Source organism: Streptomyces sp. NPDC028298 (assembly GCF_055565895.1).
Genome location: NZ_JBVHTL010000006.1, coordinates 73,506 through 92,844, shown reverse-complemented (window position 1 = coordinate 92,844; position 19,339 = coordinate 73,506). Strand labels below are relative to the sequence as shown.

Below are 19,339 nucleotides of genomic sequence, written 5' to 3'. Positions count from 1 at the left end.
ACCCCGGACCCCGAAAGCTGACGTACGAGAGGGACGACCACATGCGTGACGCGTATCACGAGGAACTTGACTCGATCGGCGACGGCCTGGTCGAGATGGCCCGGCTCGTCGGGTCGGCGATCGGGCGCGCCACGACGGCCATCCTCGACTCCGACCTGAAGCTGGCCGAGAGCGTGATCGCCGCCGACCAGAAGGTCGACGATCTCCAGCACGAGCTCGAGGCCCGCGCGATAGCCCTGCTGGCCCGCCAGCAGCCGGTGGCGACGGATCTCCGTATCGTCGTGACGTCGCTGCGGATGTCGGCCGACCTGGAGCGCTCCGGGGACCTCGCCCAGCACGTGGCCAAGCTGGCCCGGCTGCGCTTCCCCGACCGCGCGGTCCCGCACGACCTGCACGCCACGATCCTGGAGATGGGCCAGCTCGCCCAGCGCCTGATGGCCAAGGCCGCCGAGGTCATCATCACCAAGGACGTCGACCTGGCGATGCAGCTCGAGCAGGACGACGACGACATGGACATGCTGCACCGCACGCTCTTCCAGCACCTGCTGGACGACAAGTGGCAGCACGGCATCGAGACCGCGGTCGACGTGACCCTCCTCGGCCGCTACTACGAGCGCTTCGCCGACCACGCCGTGTCGGTCGCCAAGCGCGTCGTGTACCTGGTCACCGGAGAGCACGCGGACGAGCTCCAGGCGGACATCCAGCCGGTCACGGGGGTGGAGGGCGCATAGCCCTGCCGGGCGGGAACCAGGCCTGAATCCGGCCGGAACCGGCCATGGAGAGAAGTCTGACGGGCCCGGCCGCTCCCAACGAGGGAGCGACCGGGCTCGGCCACGTTCCGGGGCGTCGGTTCCGCCGCGGGGGCGGGTTTCGGCTCCGCCGCGGGGGCGGGGCTCAGCTTCCGCCGCGTGCGCAGGGCGTCGGCTCATCCTCGTGGGCGGGGTTTCGGCCCAGCCACGGGGGGACGGGGCCTCAGATCAGCCGCATGCGCATGGCGTCGGCTCCGCCGCGGAGGCGGGATTTCGGCTCCGCGGCGTGGGCGGGGCTTCAGCTCCACCGCGGAAGCGGGGTTCGGCTCCACCGCGGAAGCGGGGTTCGGCTCCGCCGCTTGGGCGGGGCCTCGGCTCCGCCGCTTGGGCGGGGTTCGGCTCCGCCGCTTGGGCGGGGTTCGGCTCCGCCGCGTGGGTGGGGCAGCGCGACCTCGTGGTGGTCCGCCCCGCGCGGGATTCGCGCCCTGGGCGCGTGAGACGCCTCAGTGCGCCGTTGATGCGCCCACCGGGCTGGGCATGAGATGGGCGACGGAAGCCGTGCGGCGCGGTGTGCGCCGGACGTCTTCGTGCCTGAAGGAGGGACCCATGGCCGAATCCCCCAGCACGCCCGACCCGACCCAGGACCGCGACACCCAACAGCCCGCCGAGATCAAGAACCTCCCTTTGTTCGGCGCCTGCGGCTGCGGCTCAGGCTGCGGCTGCGGCTGCCAGTCGGGCAATCCCTGCCAGTGCGGCTGATCACGCACGTACGTACGTCCCGAAGGGCCCCGTCACCACGACGGGGCCCTTCGTCCTTGCCGGGCAACTCCCCTCGCCCCTGTCCACAGCCGGCCCCGCCGCTCGATCCCGGCCTCCGGCCACCGCACGAACACGTACACGCAAGGACCGGATACGTTCGGCCCCGACCGATATCTGCTCGATTGTGGTGCTGTTGTCCGATTGACCGTGGTCTGACCGGCGAACTCTGCTACCTCTGAGACAGGGGAGGCGGGCCCTGGCCCGCGGCGGCGCGAAGGGCGTCGCCAGGAGGGGACACACGTGAGCACGACACCACGGAACGCGGTCATCGCCATCGAACAGAAGGCCGTCGACCGCGCCTACGACTGCTACGAGGCCAGGCTCGCTGAGATGACGTCGCCGTCGGCGGCCTCGGCCTCCGCGAGCGCCAAGGACGGCATCGCGGTCCGCGAGAAGGCGGCGACCACCGCGGAGGAGTACGGCGGACTCGGCGGCGAGGCCCTGGTCATCAGCCGTGTCGACGTCCAGGAGGCGGGCGACGCCGAGCCGGAGACGTTCTACATCGGACGACGCCATGTCTTCGACACCGAGACCCGCGATCAGGTGGTCGTCTCCTGGACGAACCCGATCGCCGTGAGCTGGTACAACGCCCGGCCGGAGACACCGGGTGACGTCCTCCTGAGACGCCAGTTGCGCTGCGCCGGGCGCCTGGTCGAGGACTTCATGGACGAGATCGGCCCGGCCGCGGGGCCGTACCCCGGCGCGTCGGGTGCCGGGCGGGAGGGCGTCCTGCCGGCGGCCTTCACGGACGAGTCCGGGCCGTTCGAGGCCCTGGACCTTGCGGGAACCCCCGGACCCTCCGAAGCCCTCGAAGGTTCCGCCTTCCTGGACACCACTGACACCACCGACGCCCCTGACACCACCGACGCCCTGGACGGCGAGGAATCCCCGGAGGACGCGGACGGCACGACCGCCCCGCCCGCCGGCGGCCGCCACGCACGGCCGCGGACGATCCCGGCACAGCGGCAGCCCCCCGGCCGACGCCGTCAGAAGCCGCAGCCGGTCGACGAGTTCCTGCTGCGGGAGCTGCGCCGCTCCCGCAGCGGCCGGATGCGCGACATCGTCGAGACGATCAGGCGCGACCAGATGGCCCTGGTCACCGGTTCCCCCTCGGACATCCTCGTCATCCAGGGCGGCCCCGGCACCGGTAAGTCCGCGGTGGGTCTGCACCGGGTGACCTGGCTTGTCAACAACGACCACTTCCGCGCGCAGGACATCCTCGTCGTGGGCCCGCACCGGAACTTCCTGGAGTACGTGGGGCGCGTACTGCCGACCCTCGGCACCCGGAACGTCACCGCCGTACAGCTCGCCCGCCTCTGGGAAGGCGAGGTCCGGGGCACGGACTCCCCCGCCGCCCGGCTGGTGAAGTCCGACGAACGCATGGCGGCCGTGCTGCGCAGGCGCGTGGAGAGCGAGTGCCGTCCCGAGGCCCTCGACACCGTCGTCTCCGCCCCCTCCCACGCCCAGGACGAACCGGCCTTCGTCGTCGTCGTGGGTGGCACCTCGCTGCGTCTGGCGCGCTCGGACGTGCTCGGTCTCCTGATGGACGCCCGCGAGGGAGCCGAGGGCCACCGTGCGCGCCGGGACCGGTTCCGCACCCTGCTGGTGGACCGGCTGCTGGGTGAGCTCGTGGGCATCGCCCCGCACCGCAGCAGGGACGCGACGGTACGCCGTGAGCTGGAGCGCAACCGGCAGGTCATCACCCTCGTGGACCGGATCTGGCCCGCGCTGAGCGCCGAGGAGGCCCTGCGCGGTCTGCTCAACTCCCCCACCAGACTGCGCGAGTGCGCCGAGGGGATCCTCGATCAGGGCGAACAGGCCTCCTTGCAGCGGCCGAAGGCCGACAGCGCGGCCGAAGAACCCTGGACGACCGACGACTTGGTCTGCCTCGAAGAGCTGCGCTTCCTCATCGCGGGCGAGAGTCCCCGGCGGTACCGGCACATCGTGGTCGACGAGGCGCAGGACCTCACCCCGATGCAGGCGAGGTCGCTGCGCAGGCGGTGTCCGACCGGCTCGATGACCGTGCTCGGCGATCTGGCCCAGGCCACCGGACCGCACTCCTACACCAGTTGGAAACGGCTGGGCGGGATTCTGTCCGGCCAGGGCGACTGGCGCGTGGCCGAGCTGAACACCAGCTACCGCGTCCCCGCGGAGATCATGGAGTTCGTGGCACCCCTGGCCCGGGCCATCGCCCCGTCCCTTCCCTACCCCACGGCCGTACGAAGGGCAGGCGACGGCGCCGTACGACTCGTCCCCACCACCCCGTGGGAACTGCTGGACGAGGCGGCGACCCGTACGGCGCTCCTCGCGGGCACGAACGACGGCCGCACCCCCAGGTCGATCGCCGTCGTCGTCCCCGACGACTCCGGCTGGATGGAGGAGGTCCGGCGGCGCGTCGACCTCGTGGACGGCATGACCGAGGAGACCCTGCGGACCGTGTCCGTGCTCCCCGCCGCCCAGGCCAAGGGCATGGAGTTCGACCACGTCCTGGTGCTGGAGCCCACGGCCATGGCCGACCAAGGTCCGGTCGGGCTGCGCCAGTTGTACGTCGCCCTGTCCCGCAGCACCCAGACGCTGACGGTCCTCCACACGACACCGCTGCCGCCGGAACTGGGTAGGCCGGACGACGACGGGGCCGGTGACGTCAGCTCCGGGTACGCCTACTTGGCGCCCACGGGGACGCAGTCGCCGAACGGGACCCCACCCGGTGGTTCCGACGCCGACGCGTCCGGCGCGAACGGCTCCGCCGGCGACGATCTGCCGGTGGGCACGCCCGTCGAGGTACGGGTGCTCGGTCCCGGCCCCGGCTCCCATCTCAAGGTGAAGGTCCTCGCGCCCGCCACCGAGCGAACCGTCCTCCTCGTCCCGCGCCACGGCGAGCCCACCCCGGCCACCGGTTCCCGGCTGGAGGGCTGGGTGACCCGGAACGAGGGCCAGTTGAGCCTGGTCTCGGCCGGCGACTTCGGCCGCCGCCCCATCTCCTCCCGCATGGCGCCCCGTTACGAGGCCGCGCTCGGCGTCCTGCGGGACATCGCCCACGGGGACGGTCCGCCCCCGCCGGAGGCGACGGCGCTGCTCTCCGAGCTGAAGGGCATGGCCGCCCGGTGTCTGAGACGCGACCGGGTCGACTGGCTGAGCGTCTGGCGTCTGCTGGGGTCCGCCGACCGCGACCGGCTGAGCGAGCTGGCGGACCTCGCCCAGCACACCCGGCAGGCGATCGCGTCGGACGCTCCCGGCCTGCGGGCCGCCCTGACGGAGGACCCGGCGTTCCGCCAGTGGACCGACGTCCTCGACCGGGCCCGGGACGAACTCCGCCATCGGCTCCACACCGGCCCGGAAACGGGAACGCCCACCGAGCCCCTCCCCCAGACCGAGACGGGAACGCAAACGGAAATGCCGACCGAAATGCCGACTGAGACGAACGCGGAAACGGAAACGAACGCGGACGCGGACACGGACACCGCCACCACCACCGCCAAAACACCCCCCGTGACGATCACGCCGGTCACGCCGATCCGGCCAGTCACGCCGATCGGGCCGATCGGGCCGCTCACTCCGCCACCACCCACCGACCCGCGCAGCACATTCGAACCGAAGGACACCGCCCCCATGAACACTGCCGCCCTCCTGGAGATCGAGCCCGCCCCGTCCGAGGGAGGGACGGCGTGGAGCGAGGCACTCACACGGCGACTGGACGTCGAGGCTCAGACCGACCGGGACTGCAACACGCACGAGGCCGTGCGCTACGAACTGAAGGCTGCGCTCCTGCGAGCGGGGCTTCGCCCCTCGGACTCCAGGGTCTCGGACGCGACCCTGGAGGGCCCGGAAGGCTTCGTCCGCTACGAGGTGCTCGGCGCCGACCGTTCCGGCTACCCGCAGTTGCGCGCGGGAGCCGCCCGCCTCATGGAACTCGACCGGGTGGAGACCCGCACCGCGGACACCCGGTACCTGGTCCTGTCCGAACCGCCCACGGACGACTGGGCTCCCGAAGCGATCCGGGAGGCCTTCGGAGTACACGTCGTATGGCGCACCGAGTCCGGCTGGCAGGGCCAGGAGGCACGAACGGCCCTACGCCTGACGGACTGACCGGTTGCGGGGCTGCCCGCTGGGCCGATTGACTGCACCGCCGGGGATGGCACCCGCCACCCCGGCGGTACGGAAAGGAGCCAGGCACCGATGGAACGCCCCCTCCTCTTCCTGGACGTCGACGGCCCTTTGATCCCGTTCGGCACATCTCCGCTCCGCCCCACAACCTCCGACGCCGGCTACGAAGCACTCCCGGACGGGGAGAACCCACTGCTGAGCCGGCTCGACCCGACCGTGGGCCCCCGTCTGATGGCGCTGGGATGCGATCTGGTGTGGGCCACGACGTGGATGGAGGAGGCGAACGAATCGGTGGGCCCGGCGATCGGACTGCCCCGGCTCCCCGTGCTGGAGTGGCCCGAGACCCCCGAGCCGGGTCCCCGGGGCCTGCACTGGAAGACCCGCCCGATCGTCGAACGGGCCGAGGGCCGCCCCTTCATCTGGATCGACGACGAGATCGGCCCCGTGGACCACCTATGGGTGGCAGCACAGCACGATCCCCCCTACTTGCTGCACCACGTCCCCGCATCCAAGGGCCTGACCGACACCGACTTCACCACCCTCACCGACTGGCTCCACACCACGCCACATTGGGGGCTTTACGGGCGCTGACGTGCGTGAGGGGCTGGGGCGCTTGAGGGCCGGCGCGTTGGTCAGACCTTGGGCGGTGCTATAGGTCGAGTTCGGGACGATTGGAATCGAGAAGGTCGGGGTCCTGGCGGCTCAGCGCGTTTTCGAAGGCTCCCCAGCCCTCGTTGCGGATGTAGGCGGTCTCCGATGTGGTGATGGGGATCAGCCAGACGACAGCGACATCGCTGCCGTTCTCCACAGTGACCGAGAAGAAGTCCTCGTCGAAGTAAACAGGCAAGGCTGCGTAGAGGGCTGTCATGGTTCCGCCGGGCAGCGGTACGGGAAGCGGGACGACGTCACCGCGCAATATCGCCTCGCCGCTCGCCACCAGCCGCCCCGCGACGTAGTCCAGTACGTCCGGGAAGTGCCCATAGCCTTCCGAGCGGTTGGCGTACTCGCAGGTCAGGAGTTCCAGGTGGAAGTGGCGGTCCGTGGTCGGCTGCCACAACGGGATACGAGAGAGGCCGATCGTGGCGAACGCCTGCGCGCCCGGGATCTTGCCGTCACGAAAGTGTGCGACCTGAGGAGTGCCTGGCGCAGCTCCTGGGGGCGGGGACCAGGCCCCGAGCATGCGCCCGAGGCGGCTCTCAAGATGGTCTATGAGCTCCGTCACGAGGCTCCCTTGTCCGACGTCCTTGTGCCCGGCCGTTCACACGATGGCCTCTGGACAGTAGCGACCGAGCCAGGCCGTGAGCGAGTCAGCCCCCAGACGGCCCCAGCACAGCAACAAGCCCCCTACCAGCGGAGAACCCGCAGGCAGGGGGCTTGATCAGTTCGTCTTACTTCTTCTTGCCCTGGTTCTTGACCGCCTCGATCGCCGCCGCTGCCGCGTCCGGGTCGAGGTAGGTGCCGCCCGGGTTCAGGGGCTTGAAGTCGGCGTCCAGCTCGTAGGAGAGGGGGATGCCGGTGGGGATGTTCAGGCCCGCGATGTCGGCGTCGGAGATGCCGTCGAGGTGCTTGACCAGGGCGCGCAGCGAGTTGCCGTGGGCCGCGACCAGGACCGTACGGCCGGTCAGCAGGTCCGGGACGATGCCGTCGAACCAGTACGGGAGCATGCGGACGACGACGTCCTTGAGGCATTCCGTCTGGGGGCGCAGCTCGGGCGGCAGGGCCGCGTAGCGCGCGTCGTCGAACTGGGAGTACTCGGCGTCGCGGTCGAGCGCCGGCGGCGGGGTGTCGTACGAGCGGCGCCACAGCATGAACTGCTCCTCGCCGAACTCGGCGAGCGTCTGGGCCTTGTCCTTGCCCTGGAGGGCGCCGTAGTGACGCTCGTTCAGGCGCCAGCTCCGGTGGACCGGGATCCAGTGACGGTCCGCGGCCTCCAGCGCGAGCTGCGCGGTGCGGATCGCGCGCTTCTGGAGCGAGGTGTGGACCACGTCGGGCAGCAGGCCGGCGTCCTTGAGCAGCTCACCGCCGCGGACTGCCTCCTTCTCGCCCTTCTCGTTGAGGTTGACGTCCACCCAACCGGTGAACAGATTCTTCGCGTTCCATTCGCTCTCGCCGTGGCGGAGGAGGATCAGCTTGTACGGTGCGTCGGCCATGGCTCCGAGCGTAATCGAACCCCGCGACCGCTCGCGCCCTCGGCCATCAGTCGGACACCGGAGCCCCCGGACGGCCGTCCCTCGCCCACTCCGGAGACCGTCAGTTGACGGCATCTGTTAATTGAGTGGCTCTCGGAGGCCGGCGGCTCGTAAGTTGTGCTCACCGCCCGAGCCGCTTACATCCGTGGGGGATCCATGCCTGCCGCCGTCATGAGACGTGCCGTCCGAGAGACCGTCTCAGGGCTCCCCCGCGAGTTCTGGTGGCTGTGGACGAGCACACTCGTCAACCGGCTCGGGGCCTTCGTCGCCACCTTCATGGCCCTGTATCTGACCCTCGACCGCGGCTACTCCGCCTCGTACGCGGGCCTGGTCGCCTCCCTGCACGGCCTCGGCGGTGTCATCTCCTCGCTGGTCGCGGGTGTCATGACCGACCGTTTCGGACGGCGCCCCACGCTGCTGGTCGCGCAGGTGTCGACGGCCGCCTCGGTCGCCCTGCTCGGCTTCATGCACGACCCCATGGCCATCGCCGCCGTCGCCTTCCTCGTCGGGATGGCCAGCAACGCCTCCCGGCCCGCCGTGCAGGCGATGATGGCCGACATCGTCCGGCCCGAGGACCGCGTCCGCGCCTTCTCGCTCAACTACTGGGCCATCAACCTCGGCTTCGCCGTCTCCTCCATGGGCGCCGGCTTCATCGCCGAGTACAGCTACCTCGCGGGCTTCGTCATCGAGGCGGCCATGACCCTCGTCTGCGCGATCGTCGTCTTCGCGAAGCTCCCGGAGTCCAAGCCGGTGCAGGCCGCCAAGGAGGCGGAGGCCCCGGTCGGACTCGGGACCGTGCTGCGCGACGGCCGGTTCATGAGCGTGGTCGGGCTGTCGTTCCTCGTCGCCCTGGTCTTCCAGCAGGGCTCCGTCGGACTGCCGGTCGCCATGGGCCGGGCCGGATTCACCCCGGCCGACTACGGCACGGCGATCGCCGTCAACGGCTTCATGATCGTCGCGCTCCAGATCCCCGTGGGCCGTTTCATCGAGCACCGGGACCCCAAGTCGCTGCTCGTCGTCTCGTCGCTGCTCGCCGGATACGGGTTCGGGCTCACCGCCTTCGCCGGGTCGGTCGGGGTCTTCACCCTCACCGTCTGCGTGTGGACGCTCGCCGAGATCGTCAACGCCCCGACGCAGACCGGTCTCGTCGTCCGCCTCTCCCCCGTCCACGGGCGTGGCCGCTACCAGGGCATGTACACCCTCTCCTGGGCGCTGGCCTCGCTCATCGCCCCGGTCATGTCCGGTGTCGTCATCGACCGCTTCGGCGCGCCTTGGTTGTGGGGCCTGTGCGCGGTGGTCGGCACGGCGGCCGGTCTCGGATACGGGCTGCTCATGCGGCGGCTCCCGGCGGAGGAGTCCGTCCGGGAGGCCGGTTCGGTCCCCGACTCCGCCCAGGACCCGGTACGGGAGGCAGTGCTGGAATCGGTACGGGAGTCGCTGCCCGGCTCCGTGCGGGAGCCGGCCCAGGGCGCCGGAACCGGAGCCGCGGCCGGGGTCACCTCCGCCTGAGCCCCGGCCCGAACCCTCGTCCGAGCCGGTCCGAACCCCGGTCCCAGAGCTGATCCGAGAGCCGGCCCGGACCCCGTTCCGAGCGCTGGTCCGAGAGCCGGTCCGAACCCCAGTCCCAGAACTGGTCCGAGAGTCGGTCCGAACCCCGGCCGGAGCCCCGGTCAGAGAGACGGTCCGAACCCCTGCCGGAGCCCCGGTCCGAGAGCCGGCCCGCGTCGAAGCACTCCGGCCCAGAAGTCCTCCGCGCGGATGCGTCCGCACCTCACGGGTGCATCCGCGCCCCCTTCACCACCTTGTCCACCGCGTTCCGCGGCCCGTACACCGCGAGTCCCACCAGGTCGAGCCCGCCGGTCGGCACCGCTCGTACGGCCGCGCGGTTGTCCCGGTCGTTGCCCGTGGCGAAGAGGTCCGAGGTGAAGACCGCCCGCGGCAGTGCCCGGGACAGCGCCCGGCCGTGGGCAGCGGTCAGCGTCTCCTTCGAGGCTTCGAGGACCAGCACCGGCTGCCGGAACATCGGCAGGTAGGAGACCGCGTCGGCGTCCTCGTACGGCTCCCCGATCACCTCGGGGACGACCGTCCCCAGGCCGCTGACGAGGAAGGCGGTCACGTTGAGCCGCTGCCAGGGCTCGAGGTCGTCCCGCAGGACGACGGTGATCTTGGTGTCGAAGCGCACGGGCGCCGCGTCCGGAAAGCTCGCGCCGCCGGCGCCGGACGGGGTCACGTCGGTCCCACCGGATGCGTTCGTCCCGGTTCCGCCGGACGGGTTCATGTCGGCCCCGGCGGACGGGTTCATGTCGGCCCCGCCGGACGGGTTCGTGTCGGTCTCGCTGCTCATGCGAGAAGACTGCCGAGCCTCGTACCCCCTCGTCTTGTACGTTCTTTGCATGGCCCCCCAGCGTGAGACGTCCGCCTGGCGCCCCGGCGTCCCGGGCATCGTCGAGGTCTTTCACGCGCACTACACCGAGTACGCGTACCCGATGCACGTGCACGAGGCCTGGACCCTGCTGATCGTCGACGACGGAGCCGTCCGCTACGACCTCGACCGGCACGAGCACGGCACCCCGCGCGACACGGTGACCCTGCTGCCGCCGCACATCCCGCACAACGGCGCGCCCGCCACCGCGCGCGGATTCCGCAAGCGGGTCCTCTACCTCGACGGCTCACGCCTCGCCGACGACCTCATCGGCCCCGCGGTGGACGGCCCCGATCTCGCGGATCCCGTACTGCGGGCCCGGGTCGCCCAGGTGCACACGGCGCTCGCACGCCCCGGCGACGAGCTGGAGGCCGACAGCAGGCTGACGCTGATCTCGGACCGGCTGCGCGGGCTGCTCCTCCCCCGGTCGGCGCCGGGACTCCCGCCCGCCGACCGTCCGCTCGCCCGCCGGCTGCGCGAACTCCTCGACGAGCGGGTGGTGGAGGGCATCGCCTTGGACGAGGCCGCGCGGCTCGTGAACGCCCACCCGGCGCACCTGGTCCGGGCGTTCAGCGGCGCGTTCGGCATCGCCCCGCACCAGTACCTGATGTCCCGCCGCGTGGACCGCGCCCGCCGCCTGCTCCTCGACGGACGCCCCCCGGGCGAGGTGGCCGCGCTGACCGGCTTCTACGACCAGTCCCATCTCACCCGTCATTTCCGGCGGTTGGTGGGGGTGACTCCGGGGCGGTACGCGCGGTCGTGACGGGACGGGTCCGCGCGTGCGACGGCGACGGTATGCGCGATCGTGAGCCGGGGGCCGCCGCGCCGACCCCGGAGCCCCACGCCCTAGTGGTCCCGCTGGGCCTCGTAGAGATTGCGCGGCCGTACGACGTCGGTCGTCCCGTACAGCTCCAGCCGGGCATGCAGGTCGCCGGCGAAGTCGGGTACGTCGATCTGGTCGAACTCGGTGACCTCGTTGACGCCGACGGTGGCGCTGTAGGGGGCGAGGCCGTCGATCTTCATGAGACCGGCCCGGCCGTTGGTGACCCGGATGTTCCAGTGGGTGAAGCGCGCCCCGAAGAGCGGTCCCGCCGAGGCGTCGCCGCCGTGCCGGCCGTCGTTGTCGACGGTGATGTCGGTGCGGACGTTCGCGAAGGGCAGTCCGCGGTGGGAGTCGAACGTGCCCATGCGCATGTCGCCGCGCGACCAGACGTTGTACGAGGACAGGCCCTCGACGTTGATGCCGTGCAGTTGGGTTCCGGCGGGCGCGGGAACGGTGCGCTCCTCGACGGTGAAATGCTCGATCAGGTTGTCGTGCGAGCCCTCGCGGCAGAAGTACGGGTGGTGCGAGCCGCGTCCGGCGACGGTCGTACGGCGCAGGGTGCAGGCGGAGGCGGCGACGAGCCCGAATCCGTTGTCGACGTGGCGGACCGTGACGTCATCCACCCAGCAGTCGTAGGCGCACTGAAGGACGACTCCGTTGTAGCCCTTGTCGAGGAGGTGCGGGGACTGCGGAGTCTCCACGGCCTCCAGGGTGAGCCCCTCCACCCCCGAGCCGGTCAGCTCCTCGACGTGCGTGGTCAGCCGGGGGTCCCACTCCGGGCGTACGTCGAGCGGGAGGGGGCGTTCGAGTGTCACCCTGCGGCCGCGCACATGGGCGACGCGGACGGGCCACTCGTAGGGGACGTACGAGGTCAGCTTGGTCTTGTCGTCCCAGAAGTACGCCTCCGGTCCCGGTCCGCCGCCGGACATGTGCTCCAGGAGCGTGTGACCGGCGTCGTCGGCGAGGCGCAGCAGGACGAGCGACCCGGGGCGCAGTGCGGAGGCGTCCGCGACGGTCACCGTCCACGACCCCTGCCGCGCGGGCTCGACGGTCGTGAGGGTGCGCCAGGCGTCGCGCGTGTTGCCGGTCCAGCCCTCGAAGGGCCACGCCTTCGCCTTGACGGCGGCGACGAGGGAGTCCCAACGGGCGGTGGGCGCCAGCCAGATGAGGCCACCGGCCCAGGACCAGGACGACTTGTCGCCGCCGTACCGTGATCCGTAGGCACCGATCAGTTCGGTGAGGTTCCTGGTCGCGTACAGCGTCGTACGGCCGCTGCCGGCGCCCCGGAGGACCACGTTCGAGTGGCCGATGCGGATCAGGTCGTCGATGCGGAACGTCCCGGGAGGGATGGTGACCGTGCCACCGCCGGCCCTTCCGGCGGCGGCGATGGCACGGTTGATCGCGGGGGCGCAGTCCGTCGTGCCGTCGGCGGCGACGGCGCCGTGGTCGCGGATGTCGGTCACGACGGGCCGGCGGGGCAGCCGGGCGGCCCCTCGGTACGCGCCCGACCTGCCGACGTACGGGATCTGCGGATGGGTGAACGGGGTGCGGACGAACTCCCGCCAGAGCGCCGGCACTTCCCCGGACCGGGCGGAGGTGCCCGGCGCGCCGCCTGACGGGGCGGTGCCCGTGCCCCGGGCGGGCGGCAGGGCCGGCCCGGCGGTCCCCGGTGCCGCCGCGGCGGCCGTCGTGCCGGTGACGGCGGTGGCCGCCACGGCCGTGGCGCCGCCGAGCAGGGTCCGCCTGGTCATCCCCGTGTTCCCGTGCCTGCTGTTCATGCCCGTCCGCCCTTCCATGCGCTTCCCGTTTCCGCGTGCATTTCATGGATGTGAACGACGTTCAGATCTGCGTCGGCGGTGAGCATGCCACGGGGACCCCGGGTGGGGAAAGGGTCCTGCACAGGCTTGTTGGCGGAGGGTGAATCCGGGCGGAGCTACCGAACGTCGAGCGTCAGGGAGCAGGCTTCCGAGTCAGATGCGTGAACGCTTCGAGGTTGCGCGTCGACTCGCCGCGCGACACCCGCCAGGCGTACTCCTTGCGGATCGCGGAGGCGAAACCGAGTTCCAGGAGGGTGTTGAAGGAGCCGTCGGCGGCTTCGAGGACGGACCCGAGGAGACGGTCGACCTCCTCCGGGGTCACGGCGGTCAGCGGCAGCTTGCCGACCAGGTACACGTCTCCGAGGGGATCGACCGCGTAGGCGACCCCGTAGAGCTTGAGATTGCGCTCCAGCAGCCAGCGGTGGACCGCTTCGTGGTTCTCGTCGGGGTGGCGGATCACGAACGCGTTCAGCGACAGCGAGTGCTTGCCGACGATCAGCGAGACCGTCGTCGACAGCTTGCGGGTGCCGGGCAGTTTCACGACGTACGAGCCCGCGCCGGGACTCTCCCACTCCAGCTCGGCCTCGGTGAGGACCTGCTCGATGATCGACGCTGCGTCAGCCATGCGGCGAGCGTACGTGACCAGGTCACGGGGAGACGCGTCGGGCACGGAGGCGTGACGAGACGAGGGGTCCGCGCTTCGGGATCGGTGGACGCCACGGGACGGTGAGTCCGCACGTCGGGACCGGCAGGCGCGTCAGGCGTGGTGGGCGCGCAGGCGGCGCCGGTGGTCCTGGGTCGCCGCCGTGTACACGTCCGCCGTCGCCGCCGCCGCGGTGTCCCAGCCGAAGCGCTCCGCGTGACGTGCCGCGGCGGCGCCCATCTTGGCCACGAGGGTCTCGTCGTCGGCGAATTCGCGCAGCACGCGCGCGTAGTCGGCGGGATGGTGACCCTGCACGAGGAAACCGGTCTCCCGGTGGCGCACGGCCACCGGCAGGCCTCCGACCTCGGCCGCGAGCACCGGCGTACCGGCCGCCTGCGCCTCGATGGCGACCAGCCCGAAGGACTCGCTGTACGAGGGCATGACCAGCACGCTCGCGGCCCGGAACCAGTCCGCTAGCTGGTCCTGCCCGACGGGCGGGCGGAACCGTACGACGTCGGCGATGCCCAGGCGCGCGGCCAGCTTCTGGAGCCCTTCGGGCTTGGCGAGCCCGCTGCCGCTCGGGCCGCCCACCACGGGGACGACGATCCGGCGGCGCAGCTCGGGCCGCTCGTCGAGCAGCACGGCGACCGCGCGCAGCAGCACGTCGGGGGCCTTGAGGGGCTGTATGCGGCCCGCGAAGAGGGGGATCAGGGCGTCCTGCGGGAGGCCGAGCCGCGCGCGGGCGGCGGCACGGCCGTCGGCGGGACGGAAGCGGTCGAGGTTGACCCCGGGGTGGACGACGGCGACGTGGCCGGCGTCCGCGCCGTAGTGGCGTACGAGTTCGTCCGCCTCCTCGGCGGTGTTCGCGATGAGGCGGTCGGCGGCGCGCACGATCTGGGTCTCGCCGATGACACGCGCGGCGGGCTCGGGGGTGTCGCCCTCGGCCAGCGCCGCGTTCTTGACCTTGGCCATGGTGTGCATCGCGTGGACCAGGGGGGCGCCCCAGCGTTCGGCGGCCAGCCAGCCGACGTGGCCGGAGAGCCAGTAGTGCGAGTGCACGAGGTCGTAGTAGCCGGGGCGGTGACCGGCCCAGGCCTGCATGACGCCGTGGGTGAAGGCGCAGAGCTGCGCGGGGAGGTCTTCCTTGGCGAGGCCTTCGTAGGGGCCCGCGTCGACGTGCCGGACGAGGACACCGGGAGCCAGCTCGACGGCCGGCGGGAGCGCTCCGGTGGTCGCCCGCGTGAAGATCTCGACCTCGATGTTGATCGCGGCCAGCCGCTGGGCGAGCTCGACGATGTACACGTTCATGCCGCCCGCGTCGCCCGTGCCGGGCTGGTGCAGGGGCGAGGTGTGCACGGAGAGCATCGCCACGCGCCGGGGCCTGCGGTGCAGCCTGAGCCGCGAGGAAGTCGCCGGGGAGCGACGCCCGAGCCTGCTCACGTACTGGCTCACGTGGCGATCCTCCTTGCTGCGGGCATGCCGGTCGGAGGACGTGTTCACGCCCTCCAGGAGGTGGAACGCCGGACGGGTCCGCTCCATTTCCCCTTTGCCGAATCATTACCCCTGGTCGCTCAACCGTTCGATCGCGGGGTGCGTCTGCTTCCCCGGTCCGTCCGCCCCTGGTCTCCGCACTCGCTGCCGCACCGGCAGTCGCCCGGCCGCCGCACTGGCCCGTCGCCGGGCCGTCGCACCGGCCGTCCAAGGCCCACCTCGGGCCGGGTCCGGCAGGGTTTTCCACAGCGGGGTGGGGGGTGGCCGCCGGTTGTCCACAGGGTCACCCGGGCCGCTGCCGGGCGCCTAGTCTCGTACGCATGACAGCCCGCCCAGCGCCCCTCCCCCACTCTCGGCTCCGCTCGAGCGGGAGCACCCCCGTCGTGGGCACGGTGACGCGCGGGACGACGAACCCCAACCGCCTGCGCCGCATGGACCGCTGGATCGCGGCCACGCACGGCGCCGAACTCCGCCGGGCAGCGGAGCCGGTGGCCGTGGACCTCGGCTACGGCGCCGCGCCGTGGACCGCGGTCGAACTGCTGGCCCGGCTGCGCACCGCCGCCCCCCGCACCCACGTCTTCGGCGTCGAGATCGAACCGGCGCGGGTCGCCGCCGCCCGCCCGTACGAACGCGAGGGCCTCGCCTTCCGGCACGGCGGCTTCGAGGTGCCGGTGCCGGGCCGGCCGCATCTGATCCGGGCGGCCAACGTGCTGCGCCAGTACGACGAGGAGCAGGTCGCCGAGGTCTGGCGGCGGCTCTGCGCACGGCTCGCGCCCGCCGGCCCCGGCTCCCGGGGCGGGCTGCTCGTCGAGGGCACCTGCGACGAGATCGGCCGCCGGCACGTCTGGGTCGCCCTCGGCCCGGACGGCCCGCGCACGGTCACCTTCGCCACCCGGCTCGGCTCCCTGGACCGCCCGTCCGACCTGGCCGAGCGGCTGCCCAAGGCCCTCATCCACCGCAACGTGCCGGGCGAGCCCGTGCACGCGTTCCTGCGCGACTTCGACCGCGCGTGGGCGGCCGCCGCGCCGTACGCCGCGTACGGCGCGAGACAGCGCTGGATACGCACGGTCCGCGATCTGACGGCCGACTGGCCGGTCGTGGACGGACCCGCCCGCTGGCGCCAGGGAGAAGTGACGGTGCGCTGGGAGGCGTTGGCGCCCCGCGCCTGACGGAGCGTGGGGGTCCGGCGACCGGGAGGCGACCAGTGGGTGGCCTGAGGGGAACGATCTCGGTGAGTCGCACGTCACACAGGCGGGAGGGTGAGATCGTCATGCCGACGCGGGCTCCGGGGAAGGGAGTTCCTGCCTGCCTCGCGCGCGAGGGAAGGGAGTTCTTGCCCGGCTCTGTCGCATTGCGCGCCGACATGGCACGATCCCTCAGGCGTCCGTAAGTTACTGACGGTAAATCAGGTGGGGGGCGGAGATGGGATCCGGCAAGTGGAGTCTGACCACGGCGGCCGTGGCCCTGGCCTGCGCGTGCGCCTGCGTGGTGCTGGCGCCGTCAGGGACGGCCTACGCGAGCCCGGCACCGAAACCGGCGCCGACCAGGACCTCCGCGGCCACCCCGACACCCGTGAGCAACAAGGACCTTGAAGCGGTCCGCAAGAAGCTCGACAAGCTCTACCACGAAGCGGCGGTCGCCACGGACGCGTACAACGCCGCCGAGGAGAAGACCCAGAAGCAGTCCGCCGAGATCGTCGGGCTGGCCCGGCAGATCGTCAAGCAGCAGGCGAAACTGGACGCGTTGAAGGATCGCGCGGGTGCCGCGGCCCGCGCTCAGTACCGCGGCGGCGGGCTGCCGCCCGAGGCCCGGCTGTGGCTGAGCGACGACCCGCAGGAGTTCCTGGACGGCGCCGGCCGGGTGCGGCAGGGCGAGCACGCCACCAAGGGACTGCTGGACGAGATGGCGCGCACCCAGCAGGACTTGCGGCAGTACGCGAAGGACGCCTCCGCGCAGTGGCGGAAGCTGGAGGCCGACCGCGAGGACAGGGCCGAGGCCCAGAAGAAGATCAAGCAGCGGATCTCCGACGCCGAGAAGCTGGAGTCCCGGCTGGAGAAGAAGGAGAAGGAGCGGCTCGCGAAGCTGGAGGAGGAGGCCGCCCACCAGGCGCAGTCGGCCTGGCTGAGCTCCGGCGTCCTCGCCGACATCAAGAGCGACGCGTCCGAACAGGGCAAGAAGGCCGTGAAGTACGCGACCGACCAGATCGGCAAGCCGTATGAGTGGGGCGCCGAGGGTCCGAAGACGTTCGACTGCTCGGGGCTCACCTCGCAGGCCTGGGCGGCCGCCGGGCATCCCATCCCCCGCACCTCGCAGGAGCAGTGGCGCCAGCTCAAGCACGTCGACATCAAGGACATGCGCCCCGGCGACCTGATCATCTACTTCGACGACGCCAGCCATGTCGGGATGTACATAGGGGACGGCGCGATCGTGCACGCCCCGCGCCCCGGGCGCACGGTGACGATCACCGGCGCGGGTTCGATGCGGATCCTGGGCGTCGTACGGCCGGACGGGGACGCTCCTTCGTCGGGCGCCGACGCCACGAAAGAGGTACGGGGTCACTCGTGATGGCGTGATGGCGTCATGGCAGGACGGCTTGGCGACGTGACGACCTGGCGGTGGTCCGTCCCGGGTTCGTGGGGGCACGGCTCCGCGTGACCCACCGCACGTGACCCACCGCACGGTTGCCCCGGCCACCCGAACCCGGGGACGTGACCTTCGTCATCCCCGGTGGGACCGCGTCCTGTCCAAATGCGTTACGGGATGCGGCATATGACGGTGGCCCTTTGCCCGGCGGGCCGCCGTCGGCCATTCCGCTGCGGCACCGGCGGGCGCTATGGTCCCCGTCGGTGGGTCGAGGTCCTTCGCCCACCACGCCCTCGGGGGGAGGGAAGGAACCCAGACGATGCCCGTACCCGTACCGCGGCAGAGAGCGATCCCGGCCGTGGAAAGTGGTCAGGCTCAAGCCGTGTTCTCACCCGGCGGCCCGTCCGGCGACATCACCGGCGGCCCCGCCGGCACGACACCGGAAGCCCGCACCACGACCCCGAACCCCGGCACCGGCCAGCTGACCCTCCTGGTCATCGAGGACGACCCGGCAGGTTCGCTCGGCGTGCCCGAGATGCTCGACGCGACCGGCAAGCCGGTCCGGGTCCGCACCGCCCGCAACCTCACCGAGGCCGAGCGGCTCCTCACCGACGACGTCCACTGCATCCTGCTCGACCTCGCGCTGCCCGCGCCGGGCCGGGCGGCGGAGAGCGCCGACGAGCTGGCGACGCTCAAGCACGTCCTGCAGCTCGCGCCCGGCCACGCCGTCCTCGCGCTCACCGCGTCCGGTGACGCCGAGCGCGGCACGGAGGCGGTGCGTGTCGGCGCCCAGGACTATCTCTTCCGTGACGAGCTGGACAGCCGGCTGCTGAGCCGCGCGATCCGGTACGCGGTGGAGCGGAAACGTTCCGACAAGGCCGAACGCCGGCTCACCGAGTCCAAGCTCCGCGCTCAGGAGAACGCCCGCCTGGAGCGCGGGCTGCTGCCGACGCCGCTGCTGGAGGGCTCCCCTCTGCGGTTCGCCGCGCGCTACCGCCCGGGACGCTCCCGCGCGCTGCTCGGCGGCGACTTCTACGACACCGTGCGCACGTCCGACGGCACGGTGCACGCGATGATCGGCGACGTCTGCGGGCACGGGCCCGACGAGGCGGCACTCGGCGTGGAGCTGCGTATCGCCTGGCGCGCGCTGACGTTCGCGGGGCTGTGCGGTGACGAGCTGCTGTCCACGTTGCAGCAGGTCCTGGAGCACGAGCGCGAGAACGACGAGATCTTCGCGACGCTGTGCACGGTGGACATCGCGCCGGACGGGCGCCGGGCCGGGCTCTGCCTGGCCGGTCACCCGTCCCCGCTGATCGCCCGTCCGGGGCGGCCCGCCGAACTGCTGCCGTACGACAACAACGGACCCGCGCTCGGTCTGCTGCCGAACGCCCGCTGGCCGCGGATGCAGGTCGAGCTGGGTGCCGCGTGGAGCCTGATGCTCTACACCGACGGCCTGATCGAGGGTCACACCGGTGTGGGCAAGGAACGCCTGGGCCTGGACGGCATGGTGGACATGGTCCGGCGGCAGCTTGCCACGGGGCTCCAGGGGGAGGACCTGCTGCGGGCGACGGTGAACGAGGCGCGCGAACTCAACGGTGGGGAGTTGGCGGACGACGTGGCGGTGCTGCTGCTGGACCGGGCGCCCTAGCCTGCCGCTACGCCGGCTGTCGCGGTGTCGGTCCGGTGGGGGCGGGGTCCG

The 19,339-nt window shown here is 71.8% G+C and carries 15 protein-coding genes; 9 read left to right on the top strand and 6 right to left on the bottom strand.

Translation table 11 applies throughout. The features are described 5' to 3' along the window. Positions 1 to 41: 41 nt before the first annotated feature. From phoU to ACZ4TO_RS26030, 4 genes are all read left to right on the top strand, one after another. A complete protein-coding gene (gene phoU / locus ACZ4TO_RS26045) occupies positions 42 to 731 on the top strand; it encodes a phosphate signaling complex protein PhoU (protein ID WP_382792364.1) in 690 nt (229 codons plus the stop codon). A 624-nt stretch (positions 732 to 1,355) separates the two neighbouring features. Next, positions 1,356 to 1,508, top strand: coding sequence for a hypothetical protein (locus ACZ4TO_RS26040; RefSeq protein ID WP_328451008.1), 153 nt, complete (start codon positions 1,356 to 1,358; stop codon positions 1,506 to 1,508). Positions 1,509 to 1,808: 300 nt separating this feature from the next. Then, positions 1,809 to 5,654 (top strand): AAA family ATPase, encoded by a 3,846-nt coding sequence (locus ACZ4TO_RS26035; RefSeq protein ID WP_468025351.1) that lies wholly within the window; start codon positions 1,809 to 1,811, stop codon positions 5,652 to 5,654. Positions 5,655 to 5,744: 90 nt separating this feature from the next. After that, complete coding sequence (locus tag ACZ4TO_RS26030) at positions 5,745 to 6,263, top strand: HAD domain-containing protein (protein WP_468025350.1); 519 nt, start codon at positions 5,745 to 5,747, stop codon at positions 6,261 to 6,263. 58 nt (positions 6,264 to 6,321) lie between these two features. On the opposite strand, the gene ACZ4TO_RS26025 is transcribed toward ACZ4TO_RS26030, so the two are convergent. Together ACZ4TO_RS26025 and ACZ4TO_RS26020 are read right to left on the bottom strand one after the other, a co-directional pair. After that, complete coding sequence (locus ACZ4TO_RS26025; protein WP_468025349.1) at positions 6,322 to 6,894, bottom strand: suppressor of fused domain protein; 573 nt, start codon at positions 6,892 to 6,894, stop codon at positions 6,322 to 6,324. 166 nt (positions 6,895 to 7,060) lie between these two features. Beyond that, complete coding sequence (locus tag ACZ4TO_RS26020; protein WP_339130172.1) at positions 7,061 to 7,822, bottom strand: phosphoglyceromutase; 762 nt, start codon at positions 7,820 to 7,822, stop codon at positions 7,061 to 7,063. A gap of 195 nt (positions 7,823 to 8,017) precedes the next feature. On the opposite strand from ACZ4TO_RS26020, the gene ACZ4TO_RS26015 reads away from it, so the two are divergent. Continuing rightward, positions 8,018 to 9,370 carry an MDR family MFS transporter gene (locus ACZ4TO_RS26015; RefSeq protein WP_468025348.1) on the top strand — a complete coding sequence of 451 codons (1,353 nt, stop codon included), beginning with the start codon at positions 8,018 to 8,020 and terminating at the stop codon, positions 9,368 to 9,370. Between the two features lie 262 nt (positions 9,371 to 9,632). Here ACZ4TO_RS26015 and ACZ4TO_RS26010 read toward each other — a convergent pair whose 3' ends face one another. Next, positions 9,633 to 10,139 carry a DUF2000 family protein gene (locus tag ACZ4TO_RS26010; RefSeq protein WP_468025551.1) on the bottom strand — a complete coding sequence of 169 codons (507 nt, stop codon included), beginning with the start codon at positions 10,137 to 10,139 and terminating at the stop codon, positions 9,633 to 9,635. Between the two features lie 115 nt (positions 10,140 to 10,254). On the opposite strand from ACZ4TO_RS26010, the gene ACZ4TO_RS26005 reads away from it, so the two are divergent. Continuing rightward, positions 10,255 to 11,046, top strand: a complete 792-nt coding sequence (locus ACZ4TO_RS26005; protein ID WP_468025347.1) for a helix-turn-helix transcriptional regulator — start codon at positions 10,255 to 10,257, stop codon at positions 11,044 to 11,046. 83 nt (positions 11,047 to 11,129) lie between these two features. On the opposite strand, the gene ACZ4TO_RS26000 is transcribed toward ACZ4TO_RS26005, so the two are convergent. The 3 genes from ACZ4TO_RS26000 to mshA form a co-directional block, all read right to left on the bottom strand. After that, a complete protein-coding gene (locus ACZ4TO_RS26000) occupies positions 11,130 to 12,857 on the bottom strand; it encodes a glycosyl hydrolase family 28-related protein (protein ID WP_468025346.1) in 1,728 nt (575 codons plus the stop codon). A gap of 199 nt (positions 12,858 to 13,056) precedes the next feature. Continuing rightward, complete coding sequence (locus tag ACZ4TO_RS25995) at positions 13,057 to 13,548, bottom strand: type III secretion system chaperone family protein (protein WP_467845219.1); 492 nt, start codon at positions 13,546 to 13,548, stop codon at positions 13,057 to 13,059. 132 nt (positions 13,549 to 13,680) lie between these two features. Then, positions 13,681 to 15,018, bottom strand: coding sequence for a D-inositol-3-phosphate glycosyltransferase (gene mshA / locus ACZ4TO_RS25990; protein WP_385042485.1), 1,338 nt, complete (start codon positions 15,016 to 15,018; stop codon positions 13,681 to 13,683). A 422-nt stretch (positions 15,019 to 15,440) separates the two neighbouring features. Between mshA and ACZ4TO_RS25985 the strand changes: the two genes are divergently transcribed. From ACZ4TO_RS25985 to ACZ4TO_RS25975, 3 genes are all read left to right on the top strand, one after another. Further along, positions 15,441 to 16,226, top strand: coding sequence for a class I SAM-dependent methyltransferase (locus ACZ4TO_RS25985; protein ID WP_385042328.1), 786 nt, complete (start codon positions 15,441 to 15,443; stop codon positions 16,224 to 16,226). 253 nt (positions 16,227 to 16,479) lie between these two features. After that, positions 16,480 to 17,622 carry a C40 family peptidase gene (locus ACZ4TO_RS25980; RefSeq protein WP_468025345.1) on the top strand — a complete coding sequence of 381 codons (1,143 nt, stop codon included), beginning with the start codon at positions 16,480 to 16,482 and terminating at the stop codon, positions 17,620 to 17,622. A gap of 337 nt (positions 17,623 to 17,959) precedes the next feature. After that, the gene (locus tag ACZ4TO_RS25975) at positions 17,960 to 19,288 is read left to right on the top strand and encodes a PP2C family protein-serine/threonine phosphatase (RefSeq protein ID WP_468025344.1); all 1,329 of its coding nucleotides are present in this window, start codon (positions 17,960 to 17,962) and stop codon (positions 19,286 to 19,288) included. Positions 19,289 to 19,339 lie beyond the last annotated feature (51 nt).

What these genes read in the sequence shown, in the direction of transcription:
- phoU (WP_382792364.1), top strand. Translation starts at nt 42, where the DNA reads ATGCGTGACGCGTATCACGAGGAACTTGACTCGATCGGCGACGGCCTG.
- ACZ4TO_RS26040 (WP_328451008.1), top strand. Translation starts at nt 1,356, where the DNA reads ATGGCCGAATCCCCCAGCACGCCCGACCCGACCCAGGACCGCGACACC.
- ACZ4TO_RS26030 (WP_468025350.1), top strand. Translation starts at nt 5,745, where the DNA reads ATGGAACGCCCCCTCCTCTTCCTGGACGTCGACGGCCCTTTGATCCCG.
- ACZ4TO_RS26020 (WP_339130172.1), bottom strand. Translation starts at nt 7,822, where the DNA reads ATGGCCGACGCACCGTACAAGCTGATCCTCCTCCGCCACGGCGAGAGC.
- ACZ4TO_RS26015 (WP_468025348.1), top strand. Translation starts at nt 8,018, where the DNA reads ATGCCTGCCGCCGTCATGAGACGTGCCGTCCGAGAGACCGTCTCAGGG.
- ACZ4TO_RS26010 (WP_468025551.1), bottom strand. Translation starts at nt 10,139, where the DNA reads ATGAACCCGTCCGGCGGAACCGGGACGAACGCATCCGGTGGGACCGAC.
- ACZ4TO_RS26005 (WP_468025347.1), top strand. Translation starts at nt 10,255, where the DNA reads ATGGCCCCCCAGCGTGAGACGTCCGCCTGGCGCCCCGGCGTCCCGGGC.
- ACZ4TO_RS26000 (WP_468025346.1), bottom strand. Translation starts at nt 12,857, where the DNA reads ATGACCAGGCGGACCCTGCTCGGCGGCGCCACGGCCGTGGCGGCCACC.
- ACZ4TO_RS25995 (WP_467845219.1), bottom strand. Translation starts at nt 13,548, where the DNA reads ATGGCTGACGCAGCGTCGATCATCGAGCAGGTCCTCACCGAGGCCGAG.
- ACZ4TO_RS25980 (WP_468025345.1), top strand. Translation starts at nt 16,480, where the DNA reads ATGGGATCCGGCAAGTGGAGTCTGACCACGGCGGCCGTGGCCCTGGCC.
- ACZ4TO_RS25975 (WP_468025344.1), top strand. Translation starts at nt 17,960, where the DNA reads ATGCCCGTACCCGTACCGCGGCAGAGAGCGATCCCGGCCGTGGAAAGT.